Origin of the sequence: Ohessyouella blattaphilus (assembly GCF_024721265.1) — a bacterium.
GTDB classification, from domain to species: Bacteria; Bacillota; Clostridia; order Lachnospirales; family Lachnospiraceae; genus Aequitasia; species Aequitasia blattaphilus_A.
Genome location: NZ_JAMXOC010000034.1, coordinates 1 through 15,530, shown reverse-complemented (window position 1 = coordinate 15,530; position 15,530 = coordinate 1). Strand labels below are relative to the sequence as shown.

At 37.8% G+C, this 15,530-nt stretch carries 12 protein-coding genes and 1 pseudogene; 9 read left to right on the top strand and 4 right to left on the bottom strand.

Features of this window, described 5'->3' with window-relative positions:
- The first annotated feature begins 45 nt into the window (after positions 1–45).
- Together NHH16_RS14455 and NHH16_RS14450 are read left to right on the top strand one after the other, a co-directional pair.
- Positions 46–669 carry a hypothetical protein gene (locus tag NHH16_RS14455; RefSeq protein WP_262070307.1) on the top strand — a complete coding sequence of 208 codons (624 nt, stop codon included), beginning with the start codon at positions 46–48 and terminating at the stop codon, positions 667–669.
- Entirely contained in the window at positions 653–1,492 is an 840-nt protein-coding gene (locus tag NHH16_RS14450) for a VPA1262 family N-terminal domain-containing protein (protein WP_262070306.1), read from the top strand. Before NHH16_RS14455 ends, NHH16_RS14450 begins: the two co-directional genes overlap by 17 nt.
- 480 nt (positions 1,493–1,972) lie before the next feature.
- Here NHH16_RS14450 and NHH16_RS14445 read toward each other — a convergent pair whose 3' ends face one another.
- From NHH16_RS14445 to NHH16_RS14430, 4 genes are all read right to left on the bottom strand, one after another.
- A complete protein-coding gene (locus NHH16_RS14445; RefSeq protein ID WP_262070305.1) occupies positions 1,973–4,177 on the bottom strand; it encodes an alpha-galactosidase in 2,205 nt (734 codons plus the stop codon).
- A gap of 12 nt (positions 4,178–4,189) precedes the next feature.
- Positions 4,190–5,008: a carbohydrate ABC transporter permease gene (locus NHH16_RS14440; RefSeq protein WP_262070304.1), complete on the bottom strand. Its 819-nt coding sequence runs from the start codon at positions 5,006–5,008 to the stop codon at positions 4,190–4,192.
- The gene (locus NHH16_RS14435; RefSeq protein WP_262070303.1) at positions 5,005–5,880 is read right to left on the bottom strand and encodes a carbohydrate ABC transporter permease; all 876 of its coding nucleotides are present in this window, start codon (positions 5,878–5,880) and stop codon (positions 5,005–5,007) included. The genes NHH16_RS14440 and NHH16_RS14435 overlap by 4 nt, the downstream gene beginning before the upstream one ends.
- Positions 5,881–5,950: 70 nt before the next feature.
- Positions 5,951–7,252, bottom strand: coding sequence for an ABC transporter substrate-binding protein (locus NHH16_RS14430; RefSeq protein WP_262070302.1), 1,302 nt, complete (start codon positions 7,250–7,252; stop codon positions 5,951–5,953).
- A 212-nt stretch (positions 7,253–7,464) separates the two neighbouring features.
- Here NHH16_RS14430 and NHH16_RS14425 point away from each other — a divergent pair, with 212 nt between their 5' ends.
- From NHH16_RS14425 to NHH16_RS14390, 7 genes and pseudogenes are all read left to right on the top strand, one after another.
- Positions 7,465–9,246, top strand: a complete 1,782-nt coding sequence (locus NHH16_RS14425) for a cache domain-containing sensor histidine kinase (protein ID WP_262070301.1) — start codon at positions 7,465–7,467, stop codon at positions 9,244–9,246.
- The gene (locus NHH16_RS14420; RefSeq protein ID WP_262070300.1) at positions 9,227–10,645 is read left to right on the top strand and encodes a response regulator; all 1,419 of its coding nucleotides are present in this window, start codon (positions 9,227–9,229) and stop codon (positions 10,643–10,645) included. The genes NHH16_RS14425 and NHH16_RS14420 overlap by 20 nt, the downstream gene beginning before the upstream one ends.
- A 181-nt stretch (positions 10,646–10,826) precedes the next feature.
- A complete protein-coding gene (locus NHH16_RS14415) occupies positions 10,827–11,879 on the top strand; it encodes a M20 family metallopeptidase (RefSeq protein ID WP_262070299.1) in 1,053 nt (350 codons plus the stop codon).
- Positions 11,880–11,900: 21 nt separating this feature from the next.
- A pseudogene (locus NHH16_RS15795) lies at positions 11,901–13,002 on the top strand (aminotransferase class V-fold PLP-dependent enzyme).
- 63 nt (positions 13,003–13,065) lie between these two features.
- Complete coding sequence (locus NHH16_RS14400; protein WP_262070296.1) at positions 13,066–13,239, top strand: hypothetical protein; 174 nt, start codon at positions 13,066–13,068, stop codon at positions 13,237–13,239.
- Positions 13,240–13,459: 220 nt separating this feature from the next.
- The gene (locus NHH16_RS14395; protein WP_262070295.1) at positions 13,460–14,326 is read left to right on the top strand and encodes a hypothetical protein; all 867 of its coding nucleotides are present in this window, start codon (positions 13,460–13,462) and stop codon (positions 14,324–14,326) included.
- A gap of 12 nt (positions 14,327–14,338) precedes the next feature.
- The gene (locus NHH16_RS14390; protein ID WP_262070294.1) at positions 14,339–15,517 is read left to right on the top strand and encodes a type IV secretory system conjugative DNA transfer family protein; all 1,179 of its coding nucleotides are present in this window, start codon (positions 14,339–14,341) and stop codon (positions 15,515–15,517) included.
- The last annotated feature ends 13 nt before the right edge of the window (positions 15,518–15,530 follow it).

The window sequence follows — 15,530 nt, the reverse complement described above, 5'->3', positions numbered from 1 at the left end:
GCCGAAAGATAATTCGCGAGATTATATGTTCCAATGGAGAAAAATATGATTTCTAGTCTGAACAGTATACTATACCAATTGATTGCCTTATCAATGATACCAATCTACAGGTTGTTTTTGACGACATTCTTTAACAAAAAAGACGATTTCAAAAGAAATGCTTTTGAAGTGGTTTTATATTTGCTTTATATTATATGGCAATTGCAGCAGATAATTGGACCGATTAATTTAATTGTGAATTTATTTATATTTATTTTAATATCATTAGTGGGATATGAGGGAGGGTTAGTACAAAAAATAGGGCTGGCTTTTTTATTTAGCATTTCGGCCATGACGATAGAGGTTTGCTGTAGTTTTATCTTTCTTAACACTAAGGTTAATTTGCTTTCCGTTGTCCTATTTTCAAAGTTAAGTTTGCTCTTATTTGTTGTGCTTTTGCGGGTGGTATTTTCAAAAACAGTATCAATCAAAATATCGAACAAAAATATGTTTATTTTATTACTGGTTCCAACCTGCAGTGCCTTAGTTGCTCATGGTATGGTCCGTGTTGTTATCGACAAAGCAAATGCTAAAGAGGTATATGGTTGGACAGAGGTTTCTATCACTTCGCTATTACTAATCAATGTCTTAGTGTTTGGATATTACTCAAGCATTGGCGAATCAATATAAAACTACTATAGCTATAACTGATATTACTAATGAATTGACATTGTTTTATGCGTGCTTTGATTATCGTGTATTAAGTAATTATTATTCGCAAGTAACACCACCGGAAATTGTTGAGCAAGCTTCAGGTAAAAGAATATTACATTATGAGAATGAAGAACAAAATGTAGAATTGTCTAATGTACAGAGGTTAGGCTCAGTGTATTTTTTTTACGAAATGGAGAATGCAACCAATCGTAATGCGAGATTAAAGGATCAATGGTTTGTGGAAAAAGGATATTTGAAATCGTATACGGTAAATCAACATGATCAAGCAATAAGTGATATAGTTAATATAATAAATAGCAACTTGTTATGGGACTTAGAAGAGTTATGGATTATTGATCCATATATGTGTGCAGAGGATATAGTAAAGACTGCTTTTCAATGTAGCAAGAGAGGCATTGTAATTAAGGTGCTAAACTCATATGGAGTAATTCATAAAAATAAAGAAACAAAAGATTCAATGAGTGCATCAGATTTTTTGACCTATAAGGAAGTACAAAGCACTAAATTGAGTATTGTGTTGGGTGAGGAAACAGATTTGAAAATAGAATATAGAACAACTCGTAACGGAAAGGACTTATCATTTCATGATCGATATATTATATTAAAATATAATATTAATAATGATAGAGTGTGGTCGTTAGGCGCTTCTATTAATTCAATAGGAAAAACACGTTCTATTATTCAGATAGTTGAATCACCAGGCACAATTTTAAAATTATTTGATGATTTGTGGAACGCAACAAATAGTGATGAATGTAGAATTTTCAGTAACAGTTAATTCATATAAAACAAAGCCCTGCCAGCGTCAAAGTCAGCAGGGTTGAGTTTAGGGGAATTATGACACGAAAACCGGAAATATTACATGCTGCGGAACAGAAAGCAGAAAATGTTGTGAGAAAATAATTTCTACGCTATTTAGTATAGAGCCGAAAATACCCGCTAGAGAATTGAACGGACCTCCATAAGCTAGACTTTAATCTAACTTATGGGGGTCCGTTCAGCTCAGCACGACTTTGGTAGACTTTCAAATTCTATTCAGGCAAACCGTTTTGAAGGCTGTCCCTCATATATTAATTATAACAACAGAAACTGTATGCTTCAAGAAATTCTATAGATCTTGTTAATCGCTCTTTGAAGTATATATCCAATTATGAACGGATTTAAAGTATATTAATTAGGATAAGATGCTCCTGCAAAGAAGCGTTTACCATATTTCACATTAATCTCATCATGGAGGATTTCTATTTACAGAAACAATTTAAAGCTCTCCAATTTTGAGGTGTATTAGGATGCTAAAGTAATCATGGGCGCCGACTTCGATGTTTAGTCCCATATACATTAGTTCGTCACCGCCATATTTTTTTCCGCTGTTAACATCACAATAGTTTTTGTCTGAGAGTAGATTCCTAAATTTGATTATAGTGGTATTAGGGTTTGGCGTTGCTAGAACTCGAACAAATAGCAAGACAAGTTCTCGCTTGTCCTTGGACATTACCTGCCATACACAGTCATTTCCCATATAAGGTGATACAAGTCGATAGAAATCGCCGGTACGGATCAGCGTGCGAAGTTTCTTGGCCGTCCCTATTTGCATTTGGAGTTCAGCATTTTCATTTTCTGTTAGAGATGCGATATCTAATTCGTAACCGAATATTCCGAATTGTGCTACGTTGCCTCTAGTAGTCAGAGGAGTAATACGTCCGGTTTGATGATTAGGTACAGCCGATACATGAGCTGTCATACATTGCAGTGGATAGGCATAGGAAGTCCCCTCCTGAATGTACAAGCGCTCAATAGCATCAGAATCATCGCTAATCCATGTCTGAGGCATATAATACATAATACCGGGATCCATTCGTCCACCGCCACCGCTACAGCTCTCAAATAATGTTTTCGGGAAACGCCTAGTTAATTCGTCTAAAATCCGATAGAGTCCTAAAGTATAGCGATGATTGTATCCGCTATCGGGCATATCTGTAATATGGCGGTTCATATCCCATTTAATATATGATATACCAGGAACGCTTAATATCCTTGCTACGGATTCAATAACATATTCTTGTACTTCCGGTTTTGTAATATCCAGAACATATTGCCATCTGGTAATCGCAGGGGTGCGCTCGGGTACGTGGATAGCCCAATCAGGATGTGAGCGATATAAATTGCTGTCAGGGGAAATCATCTCTGGCTCCATCCACAAACCAAAGGCCAAGCCTAGACTAGTAACTTTAGCGGCCAATTGCTCCAAACCACCTGGAAGCCTTTCTGTGTTTACATTCCAATCACCTAATGATGAGTGGTCATTATTGCGTTTTCCAAACCATCCATCATCCATTACCAGCATTTCTATACCTAAAGCTTTTGCATTTGCAGCAATGTCCAAAAGCTTTTCTTCATTATAGTCATAGTAGCAGGCTTCCCAACTGTTCAATAGAATTGGTCGATCACGGTTAGCCCAATAACCCGGCAGAAAATTATCCCTGAAAAAATCGTGATAGCTTTGTGACAGAGCGGTTAGTCCGTGTTGGCTAAAAGCTAGAATACATTCGGGTGTCTGAAACGTATGCTGGGGTTCAACTTCCCATGCAAACGTGGCAGGATGAATACCCATCTGTATGCGAGTCACATTGTATTGATCTTGTTCGATTATGGTACTATGGTTGCCACTATATACAAGTGAGAAGCCATAGCAATTTCCGTGATATTCGTTGGCATCCACGTCACAGACAATTACAAAAGGATTCATTTGATGTCCACTACCACCTCGGGCGCAGCTAAATTCTTGAATACCGTGGTGAATTCTCTGCCGATTCGTGTGGCGCTCTCTTGCCCATCCACCTGGAAAAGAGATTGAATCTCGAGCGCCACCAACAAAATCAACATTAGCGGAGAAAGCCCGTCGGAGAATTATTTTTTCTGTTCCCTGATTTTGGATTTGAACACTACGGCAAATGACATTATGTTTATCATATACGGTATAGCTTAGAACAACCTGGATACATACAACTTTATCCACCAAAGTAATGTTTAACGTTTGTGCTTCGTCCTGCTTAGCGTAAGCTCCCGGCAACCCTGTTAAACTAGGTTTTCCGCGGAGAATTTCATGGTGATCATAGCGCAAATCGGTAATGCGGTTACCATTCTCGTATTCGATTTCAACGGCCGGTGTTCTCAAGTCATATCTACCATAGGTGGGGTATTCTTGGGGGGCTTCATCAAGAGATTTTCCATCTTCATCTTTGGGTAGCCAGCCAATATCGTTGCTAGGAATAGAAGCCCTATTTGGGTCATTAATATCAGCGGCGCTAAAGCCTCTCAGAGGGTTTTGGGGTATTTGATAATCCCGCTCTTCTAATCGTTGACCGTAATATAAGTGATATAAGTATCCCGAGTCGTCTTTTTTGATAATATAAGACATATCTTTCCCATGTAGGAAGAACATATTATTTTTTACTGTAATCATGGAATCCTCCTTCTATTTGATGGCGCTGTCAACCATCCCCTTAATAAAATACTTCTGCAAGAATAAATAGAGTAATACTATAGGAGCAATGCCGATCAAAGCGGCTGCGCCAGCTGCGTTAATGTCACTTGATTGTAATGAAAAGAAACTGGATATGGCCAGTGTTACTGTCTTTAGTTTAGGTGACTGAAGTAAATACAATGAAAATTGGTAATCATTCCAGCAATTTACTCCGGTTAAGATTACAACCGAAGCTATAACAGGCTTCAACTGTGGTAAGATGATGTGAACAAAAGTACGCAGAGGCCCACAGCCATCAATAGCTGCAGCTTCGTCTAGTGCCAACGGAATGGATTTAATAAAGTTTGTAAACAAAAAAATACTCATAGGTAGTTGAAAGGTTACAAGAATAACAATAATTCCCCAGTAGGTTGACAAACCATTCATCTTTGCCATGTTCGAGTATAATGGGACCAAAATGCTTAAGGGCGGAACCATCATAACTCCCATAATAAATCCGCGTACACATATATCCAGTTTTGTGGCGCGTCTAGCTAATGGAAAAGCTGCAAAAGCACCCAGAAGTGTTATTAATATGACGGCTATACTGGTAATGATGGTACTGTTCTTAAGTGCTAACAACATATTTCCGCGAAATAGAGCATTCTTAAAATTATCTGACCAAATATAGCTCGGCAATACCCAACGCGAACTAGTATCCATCTTTGATTTAAAAGCTACGCCTATCAAAATGTAGAGTGGTATAACATGAATTAATATAATTATTAGGGACAACAGATATTTCCAAATAGAGGCTTTCTTTTTTATCATGAATAGACCTCCTTTTTATCAAAATAGTGCATTGCTAAATTGCTGATAAGCATAATCAACAGAAAAGTTCCTACACCCATGGCAGCAGAGTAACCGGCATTTTGGGAGCGAAAGTATTGGTTGGTAATTAATGTTGAGAGAGAGTGGGATGAGTATCCGGGCCCCCCCATAGTCAAGGCCATAATTATATCAAATAGTTTCAATCCACCAATCAGGTTAATAATTACTGCTGAGGTAATGGCAGGGGTTAGCAGTGGCAAAGTGATATTGCGGAAAGCCTGTAAACGAGAGACTCCATCAATTGAGGCGGCTTCATAATAAACTCTAGAAATTCCCTGCAATCCAGCCATGTAAATAACCATAGAAATACCAACAAACTGCAAACTGTTAATGAGTGTCATGATGATTACTGCGCGGGGGCCACTATTCATCCAGTCAACTGGCGGTCTGCCAAAGTATGCCAAGATATCATTAATTGCACCGCTATCGTATTGTACCAAAAAGTACATGATATAGCCCATAACTAAGGGGGCAATCATTACGGGAAGATAAATTATAGTTCGTACAAACGTACGGCCCCGGAATTTGCTATCAAGAAAGACTGCATATAAAAGTCCTATAACATTTTGTAAAAAGGTACTTCCAATTCCATATATTAGTGTATTGATAAGTGCTGTCCGTACGTTTTTGTCTTGAAATAATCGAAGGTAGTTTTTTGCCCCTACATATGTATAGTTCTGTGAATATCCGTTCCAGTTAGTGAATGAGATGCGAATACCTTCAATGAACGGATAGACTACAAAGATTAAAAACAAGACTAATGCAGGGACGTAAAACAAGGTGATGATATTGTTATTATGTTTTTTTTTCATTGAATCACTCCTTCATGGTGACTATATTTAAAAAGGCCGCCCACATTTCTATTGACGGCCAATGTTTATGTTATTTCTGTGCCATTTTGTCCTCGTAGCTTTGACGCATCTGATCGATGGTGTCATCAATAGCACCTTCATTTCCTGCCACTATACTAGCTCCGGTCACACATAAGTCGTCCCACATACCGCTTGGCAGATACTCGCGGTCAAAGTAAGGAATAGTCAGGATATCGTCCGACATTACTCGCTCGTAATAAGGCTCAAGTTTCCCAGTATCACTTTCAGCAGTATCAAGTCCTGCTGGCATCCCAGCTACTGTTGCTAATCGCGAACAGACTTCAGGTTGAGATAAATATTCAATTAGTTGCAATGCTTCTTCGATATAGGGTGAGTCTTTCCAAACACCTACAGCTAAGCGTTCTCCACCGATTACGCAACGCGAATTATCACTGTCTTTACCAGGAATTGGAAGAATTCCAAGTTTGGCATCAGGGTTCGTAGTCCATGCTTCTACAATTACATTAGCATTTCGTAACATAAATGCAGCATCTCCTGAACCTAGAGACTGACAAGCGGTCATGTAGTCAGCGGTTAATGCGTCTGTATTCAAATATCCGTTAGCGGTCCAGCGCTCAAGGATTTCACATACTTCGCGCCATTTTTCCCAATCAAAGCTTCCGTCCAGAAATTGTTCTCTTTGATTATTCTCTTCGTCGTTTGTGTATAGTGTTGGAGCTACAAAATCAAAAAATTGTCCAAATGCCAATGGGTCCTTACCGTCAAAGAATAGGGGGACTTTGCCGATGGCCTTAATCTTTTCACAAGCTACCTCAAAGTCTTCCCATGTGAGGATAGATTCTGGGTCAACGCCTGCTTCTTCTAAAACAGTTGCATTATAGGAAATCCCACATATATCCGCATCGATAGGCAGGACGTAAATATTGCCGTCAGGACCGGTTATTAAATCTTTGATAGAAGGAACAATATGCTCCACAAAAGCTTGGTCGTTCATTGGGCGTAAGTATTCTCCGTAACGGGCAACTGACCAGCCATGTGTGGTCCACAAATCAGGCAAAGTGTTAGATGCCATACGAGTTTTCATGACCTCCTCGATATCGCTTCCAGGGCTAGATAGCTCTACTGTAATTCCGGTTTCGGCTTTAAATTCATCCAATACTGCCTGAAGTTCATCGGTAATGACACCTGACATATGTTGAACAAATGTCAAGGTTGTTCCGTCTTTATCAGAGTCACTTTTGGATGTCTTCGTTTCAGAAGTGCTTCCATTATCTTCTGGGGCCTTGGAACAACCGATGCACAGACTACCAACTAGTGTCAGTGTTAATAATACACTTAATAACTTTTTCATAATAATCATCCTTTCTTATCCTTGTTTGTTGCATTGTAAGTATTATCGTTAACATTATATGCATATGAATGTCTTAATCAGATTATAAAAGTATTATAAATTCTTTTAAATGTCCTAATTCTACAATGCAGGTCTTCATTTCTACAAATCATCAAAATCAATACTCCTTTTATGATATAATTATCCAAACTGGAATACAAAGGAGAATGTTTATGAAGTACCGCAAGACCTTTCGTGCGCGGCTATTAATTCTGTTCTTAGGCGGAACGCTGATTCCACTTCTATTATTAACGGCAGTGCTGATGGTATATTTTAATAATCGTTTAGAAAATCAATCTGAACAAATGGTACGTAATACATTAGTTTCCATGCAAGAAAATATTTCGAATTATACGGAAGAATTGAGAGAATTTTCGATTTCCCTGATAGGATATACAGAAGTAATGGATTTTTACCAGTATGTTAGTAGTGAGGAATATTATACGATTCCAGATGATTATGAATACTTTTTAAAACATTATAATTATCGTAAGGTTATACAAAAGTTACTGATTTTCTCTGATAGCAATATTATGGGCGTTGGATTTGCGCCGATGAATGACATTGATAATGCATATCATATGGCATATAAAAATGTAAATATTGATGTTAGCAATACCTACGCATACCGGGAAACGCCTTGGTTTCAGAAGGCGATTGAAGCGAATGGAAACTTTATCTATATTTCGCAAAATAGAGGTGAAACTATTAGCAAAGAAAGTAATGAAGAAATCACTTTTTCTGTTATTCGGTTGGCCAAAAATATCAGTAACCAACAGCCACTGGGGGTAATAAGGGTTGAGGCTTCTTCGCCTAGGCTGGAAGAAATATTTAAGGAAATGGATACTGGAGCAAATTCCTGTTTGATGTTGATTGATGAACATGGAGAGACTATTTATACGACAAACTCCAAATTCAACCAATTAGCAACGAGGATCTCCGATAATGTTGAAGTCATTGAAACAGAAGATGACCGGCTAAGGGTTTATACCGAAGAAATTCCCGCTACCGGTTGGCAACTAGCGTACTTGTCTTCGGGTCGAGATATCCGACAACAATCGCAGCCGATTTTCTTTCTTGGGGTTTCGCTTTCTATTTTGACTATTATTATTTCCGGAATCATCTATGCAATTAATAGCTATCGCATAACCGGGCCGGTGAACCGTATGATTGAGCGAATGAAAGCGGCAGAAAAAGGTGATTTAACAACATTGCTTCAAGTGCCTGAGAATGCGAATGATGAAGTTGCTGTAATCAGCCGCAATTTTAACCGTATGGTCCAAAAGTTGGACACTCATATTAATAATGAGTACCGTGCTGTTTTAAGCCAGAAAAATGCTGAATATATGGCATTACAGATGCAGATTAATCCGCATTTTCTCTATAATACTCTAAATGGTTTTATTACTATGAATAGGATGGGCGAGCGAGAAAAATTGGAACAAAGTATTCTACACCTGACTGATTTGTTCCGCTATACCTGCCGTAATCAAGATGCGTGTTGTCTGCAAGATGAAATCTATTTTCTTGAAGACTATCTTGCCTTACAAAAAATGCGTTTTGAAGAGCGTATGCAATATCAAATTGAGTTTGATGATACATTTCGCAACTTTATAATACCGAGATTATTAATTCAGCCACTAGTTGAAAATGCGATTATACACGGTATGGAACCAAACGCTAAACAGACAACAATTCGAATTGTTATTGGTGCATCTAGCAGAAATGGAAAAGCTTATTTGTGTATTCGGGTAACCGATGATGGTGTTGGATTTGATAAGGAGCGTTATCAAGAATCAAAAAAAGTCGGGGTTAAAAATATTGAAGAGCGGTTATCATATTTCTATAAAGATGCTTTTTTTGAAATTGATACTCAGCGGGAACATTTTACTACAAGTACGATATGGATTTGTTTGGAAGAAGAGGGAGGAACGCATGAAGATATTGTTAGCTGATGACGAGCGCAAAGTGCGTTTAGGGCTTGCTGATATGATTGAGGAACTTTATCCACAGCAATTTCAGTATTTTGAAGCTACGGACGGAGAAAGTGCCTCTGCCATTGCACAAACAGAGCAACCGGATATTGCGTTTATAGATATTAAAATGCCAAGGATGGACGGATTGGCCTGCTTACATCAACTTCGACAAGTTTCACCCAAAACTATTTCTATTATTTTGAGTGGGTTTGCAGAATTCAATTATGCCCATGAAGCATTGAAATATGGAGCTGTTGGCTATTTATTAAAACCCACATCCTCAACAGAGTTAAATGCGATTTTGAATAAGGCTAGGCAAGCGATTCATGATCGGTGGAAGCGTGAAAATCAGCAATTTAACGATTATATTTCGCTTGCTTTGTATAAAAATAAAAAAAAGGAAGAAGTGGATTTCTTTCAAAATAGTGGCAGCTACAGTTTTGATTTTTATATTATTACTGCATACGATGAACAAACATTAGAATTATGTTATCAACAGTTAAAAAATGCGTTATCTAGCTGTGAATTATACAACGCCTATTTTGCGATTACGGCTATTGACGGAAGTTTGTTTTTAGTGACAGGAGCATCTTCGGAAAACAAAGAAACATATCGCTTTTTGATAAAAAAACTAGTAAGTAATCAGAATCAACTTACGAGTATTTGTTGTACCTATTCGACACTAGCAAGAGGTCTTAATCGTGCTTTAAACCTAAAAAAATTTCGTTTGGTTGGAATTTGTGCACCTCTTAATGATTGTGTGAAATTGCAGATTATTACAAAGTGCTCATGGTTTCGAGCGGCTGTTATCTTAGCACAAAGCCTTGATAATTTGATGGGTGCATATCAGAGGGAGGAAGAACTATACTTCCAGCATATTGTAAAGGAATTGCAAAAAAAGTCAGATATTAAAAAGAACTATGACTTATTAGATAAATCCTCTATTTCTAGTTATCTATATCATTCTATTGGAGTGAAAATAATAGCCACCACCTTTGAGGAGCTACTTATTTCTTTAGAAGAATGTGCGAGAAATATTCACATTCCAGGGATAATATACCAAGAAGAAATGGTCGTAAAGATTATGAGATATATAGAGGTTAATTACATGAAGGATATTGCTATAAATACCATTGCGCAAATGTATAATATTACTCCCAATTATCTAAGCAAAATCTTCCATGAAAAGTCGGGAAAACGTTTTGTTGACTACCTTACGGAAGTTCGTATCACGAACGCAAAACGTCTTCTTATTACTAATCCCGGCCTATCTGTGCAGGAGGTCGCACAGAAGGTGGGCTATTATAGCGGTCGTTATTTTTCTAAAATTTTTTCTAGAGAAACAGGTGTGTTGCCTTCACAGTTTAGAAAATTATAACTAATAATGGTAATGTGTCGAAAGGTTATGACGTGTCCTCTAATCTTTGTGTGCGAAGAGTGTCAAATAGTGTCGGTCCAATATCAAGAGTGAAAAGGTTCATAGTGACTATTTTTCATTGTAACATCTCCTTGTAATGTAAGTGTTTTATTAAATAATACTTAGGTGTTACAGTGAACAGGTGATAAATGATCTTACAGGTTTGGGACTTAGATATATTAGAGAAGCGGTACTTGAAGATGGACGAGATAATTTATACTTTTGTTTGAATGAGCCAGCTTTTAATAAAACAGAGTTATTATTTCAGACTCATAGTGATGTAGTATCTGGAGAAAACATGCCAGATGCTTTTAAGAGTAAGATAGAGGGAAACAAGTTATTTGGTAGAGGGAGTTGTGATGCGAAGGGTCAGTTTTGTGCTATGATTTGGGGGTTGAAAATGGCATACACAAAAAACCCTGAAAAAGCAGAAAAAGTTTGTATAGCACTGTGTTGTGATGAAGAACATAAGCATCGGGGAGTAGATGCTCTAATTCAAAAAAAGTCTGAGGTTCTTAAAGGTGTGGTTGTTGGCGAGCCGACCGAATTATCTGTAGCAATAGCTTGTAAGGGAAGCATTCGCTTTCGCATTAACACTTATGGAAAAGCCGCCCATACTTCAACACCCCAAGATGGAGAAAATGCTATTTACTTAATGGCAAAAGTTATTCGCATTATTGAAGATTATGTAATTCCAAAGGTTTCCACAACTTCATGTGATTTATGTGGAAACGCGACCGTTGCAGTTTCACTTATTCGAGGGGGGGAGTCAGTAAATGCTGTGCCTGATAGTTGCTCGATTCATGTTGATCGCAGATTGATTCCAGGAGAATCTTGGAAAGAGGCATATAGGGATATAGAGAAAACAATATTAGAACATTTGGACAATGCTGAGCAAGAACTAATAAGATTTGAAAAGCCATATTTGGTGGATCCTTCATATCGAAGTGATATTAATAATTCTTTTGCAAAGCAATTTCAGGATGTATTAGTAGAACAAGGGCTTAAGTCAGAATTTTCAGGGTTAGCTTATGGCTGTGATGCGAGTAAGATGGATGGATGGAGAGTCCCTGTTTTTGTATTTGGTCCAGGAAGTATAAAGGAAGCACATACAGGAAATGAATACATAGATTTACAGGAGTTGGAAAAAGCAGCTAATGTATATAAAAATTTAATTCTTTCAGTTATTTACTAAATAAAAAGGAAGATAAAAAGAATGCTTAACGAGAAGATACAAGAAATAAGAAATAAAAGTGAAGTATATTATTTAAATACGGCAGCAATGTCTCTTTCTCCACCTTGCGTTGAGAAAGCAGTGACAAAATATTATAAAGAAAGAGAACGACGAGGGCCTAACTTTTCAGAGTATTGGAACAAGGCGGATATCCTGCGAGAATTGCTAGGTGAGAAACTGCATTGTAGTGCAAAAGAAATTATGTTTACACAAAGTACATCGATGGGAATTAATTTGGTTGCTGGCATGATTCCTTTTGAGCCAGGTGACAATGTGGTGATTACAGACATTGAGTTTCCATCTAATGTTTATCCTTGGATGAATCTAAAAAATAGAGGTGTTGCGACTCGCTTTGCAAAAAACAAAAATGGGGCTTTGGGTTTAGAGGAGATTCAAAAACTATGTGATAATCACACAAAAGCAGTAAGTATTAGTTGGGTTCAGGCAACTAATGGATATATAGCAAATTTAAAAGAGATTGGCTCGTTTTGTAGAGAGAGGAATTTATTTCGTTGTTGATGCTATTCAAGGTTTAGGGGTTTTACCGATTGATTTGTGTGAATTAGAAATTGATTTTTTGATTTCAGGGTTTTTTAAGTGGCTTTTGGGTCCTGATGGGTTAGCCTTTACCTATATTCGTCAAGAGATACTAGAAGAGTTACGAGTTCCAGTTGCCGGTTGGGCAGGGATGCAAAATAAATTCGACTATTATACATACAGTTATGATTTGGCTGGTGATGCGTCTAGATTTGAAACTGGTAATATGAATTTCTCTGCTATTGCAGGAGCGATAGAGGCGCTGCAATATACTCAAGGAATGGAAAGTGTTATTTATAATAGGATTCATGAACTTAAAACAATGTTACGTTACGAACTTAGTTTGATAAAGGGAGTGCAAATTCTCTCGCCGGTTCAGAAAGAAGAGTCTGGGATATTATACTTTAAATTGCCTGAGACAGAAAAAAAATATCTAGAACTTTCTGAGAATGGCTTAGTGTGTACTTTTCGAGACGGGATTAGAGTATCGGTTCATTTTTATAACAATTCAGAGGATATTGCTAGATTAATAGAATATCTACAGTGATGTTTGCAAATAACTTAAAGAATAAAATGTATCTTAAAATAGGTATTTATTTTAACGGATACTTTGATAAATGTAAGATTTATCAAAGAAACCGATTATGTTGCATCTGGGAATGTAGGGAGAAAAGGTATTAATTTGCAAGTGGTTGACGATGCCCTATTGACAGCTGGAATTTGGATTGACTCAGATTTTATAGATGTTTGTGTGCTTGACTTTACAGGTAAAGTAGTTGCTTAAGAAAAAGCAAGTTTAGAGGGAGAACGGAAGAAACCAGAAGAAGTAATTGAGATTGCGTATTCTCTTTTTACTCATTTATGTGAAGAAAACACGGGTCTATTTGATAAGATAAAGGCAATAGGAGTGTCTTGAATTGACTAGAACATAGGTGGAAAAGAAAGTAATCCTATCTAATCAACATATAATCCACGGTGATATAGCATGGTTTGATCGATATCTTATGCAGAGTCTAAGAGGAGGAGAAAAGTCGGTTCAGGATCTACAGAACTTAACGAACCATAACGACAGTATTATTAGTGTTCCTCTAGAAGGAAAGGATGAGTTAATAAAAGAGGACTTTTTGTCTTTAGGAATTAATTACGCTATATTACCAGATCTACATGTAGGAGATGGCGAAATCCAAGTCATGGTTGCCAATGGAGACGTACCAAAGGTGCAACACTGGTATAAGCTATATAGTGAAGAGTGCAGAAAAAGTGGAGAAGAGCTTGGAAGTCTGCAGTTGATTACTTCGGAAGAATATACTCATACAGGGGCAATTAGTGAGGAGCAATATATTCAATTAGCCGAAGGGAAATATAAAGAGGCAGATGAAAAATATCACCGAGAACCGGGAGAAATAGAGAAGCTATTTCTTGAAGGAGAAAGTGACATACGCCTAGCTACTGATAAGAGTTTTTTAGAATACTATAATAACCCAGAGTACATTCCCTTATCTATTAACCATGAGTCCTTAGTAGAGAAAAGTTCGTACGCAGGCGGAGAAGAAGTAAAAGGGCAGGGTTTCTTTGCTTCGCGGATTCCAGGCACTTGGGGTGAGAATGAACAGACCCTGATTATTCCTACAGAACAAGTCTTTGTAACAGATGAAGGGCAGACTTATCTAGCTTACATTCATAAAGAGCAAAAACCGATTGTTATGGATGCTGTAGGAAAAGCGGTTTCTGTTACGAAGCGTCCTACGGGAGAGGAACTTTTTACGAAGCATTACGATCTGGTAAAGAGAAGCATAGAAAGCAAAGAGATAAGTGAAATCGTCCAAGACATAGGGGAACGAATTCCGGCAAATCCCTTGAAATCCCGATAGGAGGGTGAGACTATGCAGATGAAAAGACAAACTCCTTATGGGTTATATTTAGGTTCTCTTCTCCTATTCTTGGTGTTAGGCTATTACGTCGGCGCGTTTTATGTGATTCCAGGAGCGAGCTTTCAAACGATTGATGAGACGATTCGTCAGATTACAGTTCACCCCTTTAGAAATTATCTAAATCCTAAGACCCCAGCCATGCTGGGGCTTTTCTTTGTGCTCTGGATTATGTTTGTGAGCTATTATGCTTACCATTACCGTAACTTCTATTTTGACAAGGAACACGGATGCGAAGAGTGGGGAGACGTTAAAAAGCTATGTAAGCTTTTGGCAGATCCAGATGAAAGTAAGAACCGAATTGTGTCTAAGAATATGAAAATCAGTAAGAGAAAGTTATCCAATAACAACATGTTAGTAATAGGTCCTCCGGGAACTTATAAGACCACTTCCATAATTATACCCAACCTTCTCCAAGGGGCGAATACCTATGTAGTTCTAGATGTAAAAGGAGAGCTAATGCGAATTACTGGGAATTATCTGAAGGAAAAGGGCTTTGATATCCGGTGTTTAAATCTAAAGGAGCCCTGGAAATCGGATCGTTATAACCCCTTTCACTGGATCGAACGAGAAAACGATTTGATTCGCTTAATTACGAACCTCCATGAAAGTGTGAGAAAGCCAGAAGCTATGCAGTCAGACCCCTTTTGGGATGATGGAGTTGATTTATATTTACAGGCTCTGTTCTATTATGAGTGGTTAGAAGCAAAAGAAGAAAAGCGTCCCGGGACGATGAATAACATCCTAAAGCTTGTAAATATGGAATCAAAACGGATTGATGAGAAGACGACTCAGCTTCACTTTAGGATGAACAAGCTAGCAAAAGAAAAGGGAGCAGACTATCCTCCGGTTAGAGATTATCGGAAACTAAAAGAGGGAGCCAGTGAAACGGTGCGAAGCATTGTGATTATGGTAAATGCCATGCTAAAGCTTTGTGAAACAGCGGATGTGAAACGTATCTTTAGTGGAAATGATATTGATATACGGGCCTTAGGTCTCGGAGTTAAGGGAAATCCTCACCGAAAGACAGCCCTTTATCTAGTTCTTCCAGATAATGACAAATCATACAATTTCCTCATTTCTATGTTTTATACGTGCGCCCGTAAGTGCGGCTCATATGTCGCACGCGGCTAATTGAAAATCTGTT

Excerpts from the sequence above, each read along its gene's own strand:
- NHH16_RS14435 (WP_262070303.1), bottom strand. The coding sequence starts at position 5,880 with ATGAAAAAAAAACATAATAACAATATCATCACCTTGTTTTACGTCCCT.
- NHH16_RS14455 (WP_262070307.1), top strand. The coding sequence starts at position 46 with ATGATTTCTAGTCTGAACAGTATACTATACCAATTGATTGCCTTATCA.
- NHH16_RS14445 (WP_262070305.1), bottom strand. The coding sequence starts at position 4,177 with ATGATTACAGTAAAAAATAATATGTTCTTCCTACATGGGAAAGATATG.
- NHH16_RS14440 (WP_262070304.1), bottom strand. The coding sequence starts at position 5,008 with ATGATAAAAAAGAAAGCCTCTATTTGGAAATATCTGTTGTCCCTAATA.
- NHH16_RS14395 (WP_262070295.1), top strand. The coding sequence starts at position 13,460 with ATGCAGAGTCTAAGAGGAGGAGAAAAGTCGGTTCAGGATCTACAGAAC.
- NHH16_RS14420 (WP_262070300.1), top strand. The coding sequence starts at position 9,227 with ATGAAGATATTGTTAGCTGATGACGAGCGCAAAGTGCGTTTAGGGCTT.
- NHH16_RS14425 (WP_262070301.1), top strand. The coding sequence starts at position 7,465 with ATGAAGTACCGCAAGACCTTTCGTGCGCGGCTATTAATTCTGTTCTTA.
- NHH16_RS14390 (WP_262070294.1), top strand. The coding sequence starts at position 14,339 with ATGCAGATGAAAAGACAAACTCCTTATGGGTTATATTTAGGTTCTCTT.
- NHH16_RS14430 (WP_262070302.1), bottom strand. The coding sequence starts at position 7,252 with ATGAAAAAGTTATTAAGTGTATTATTAACACTGACACTAGTTGGTAGT.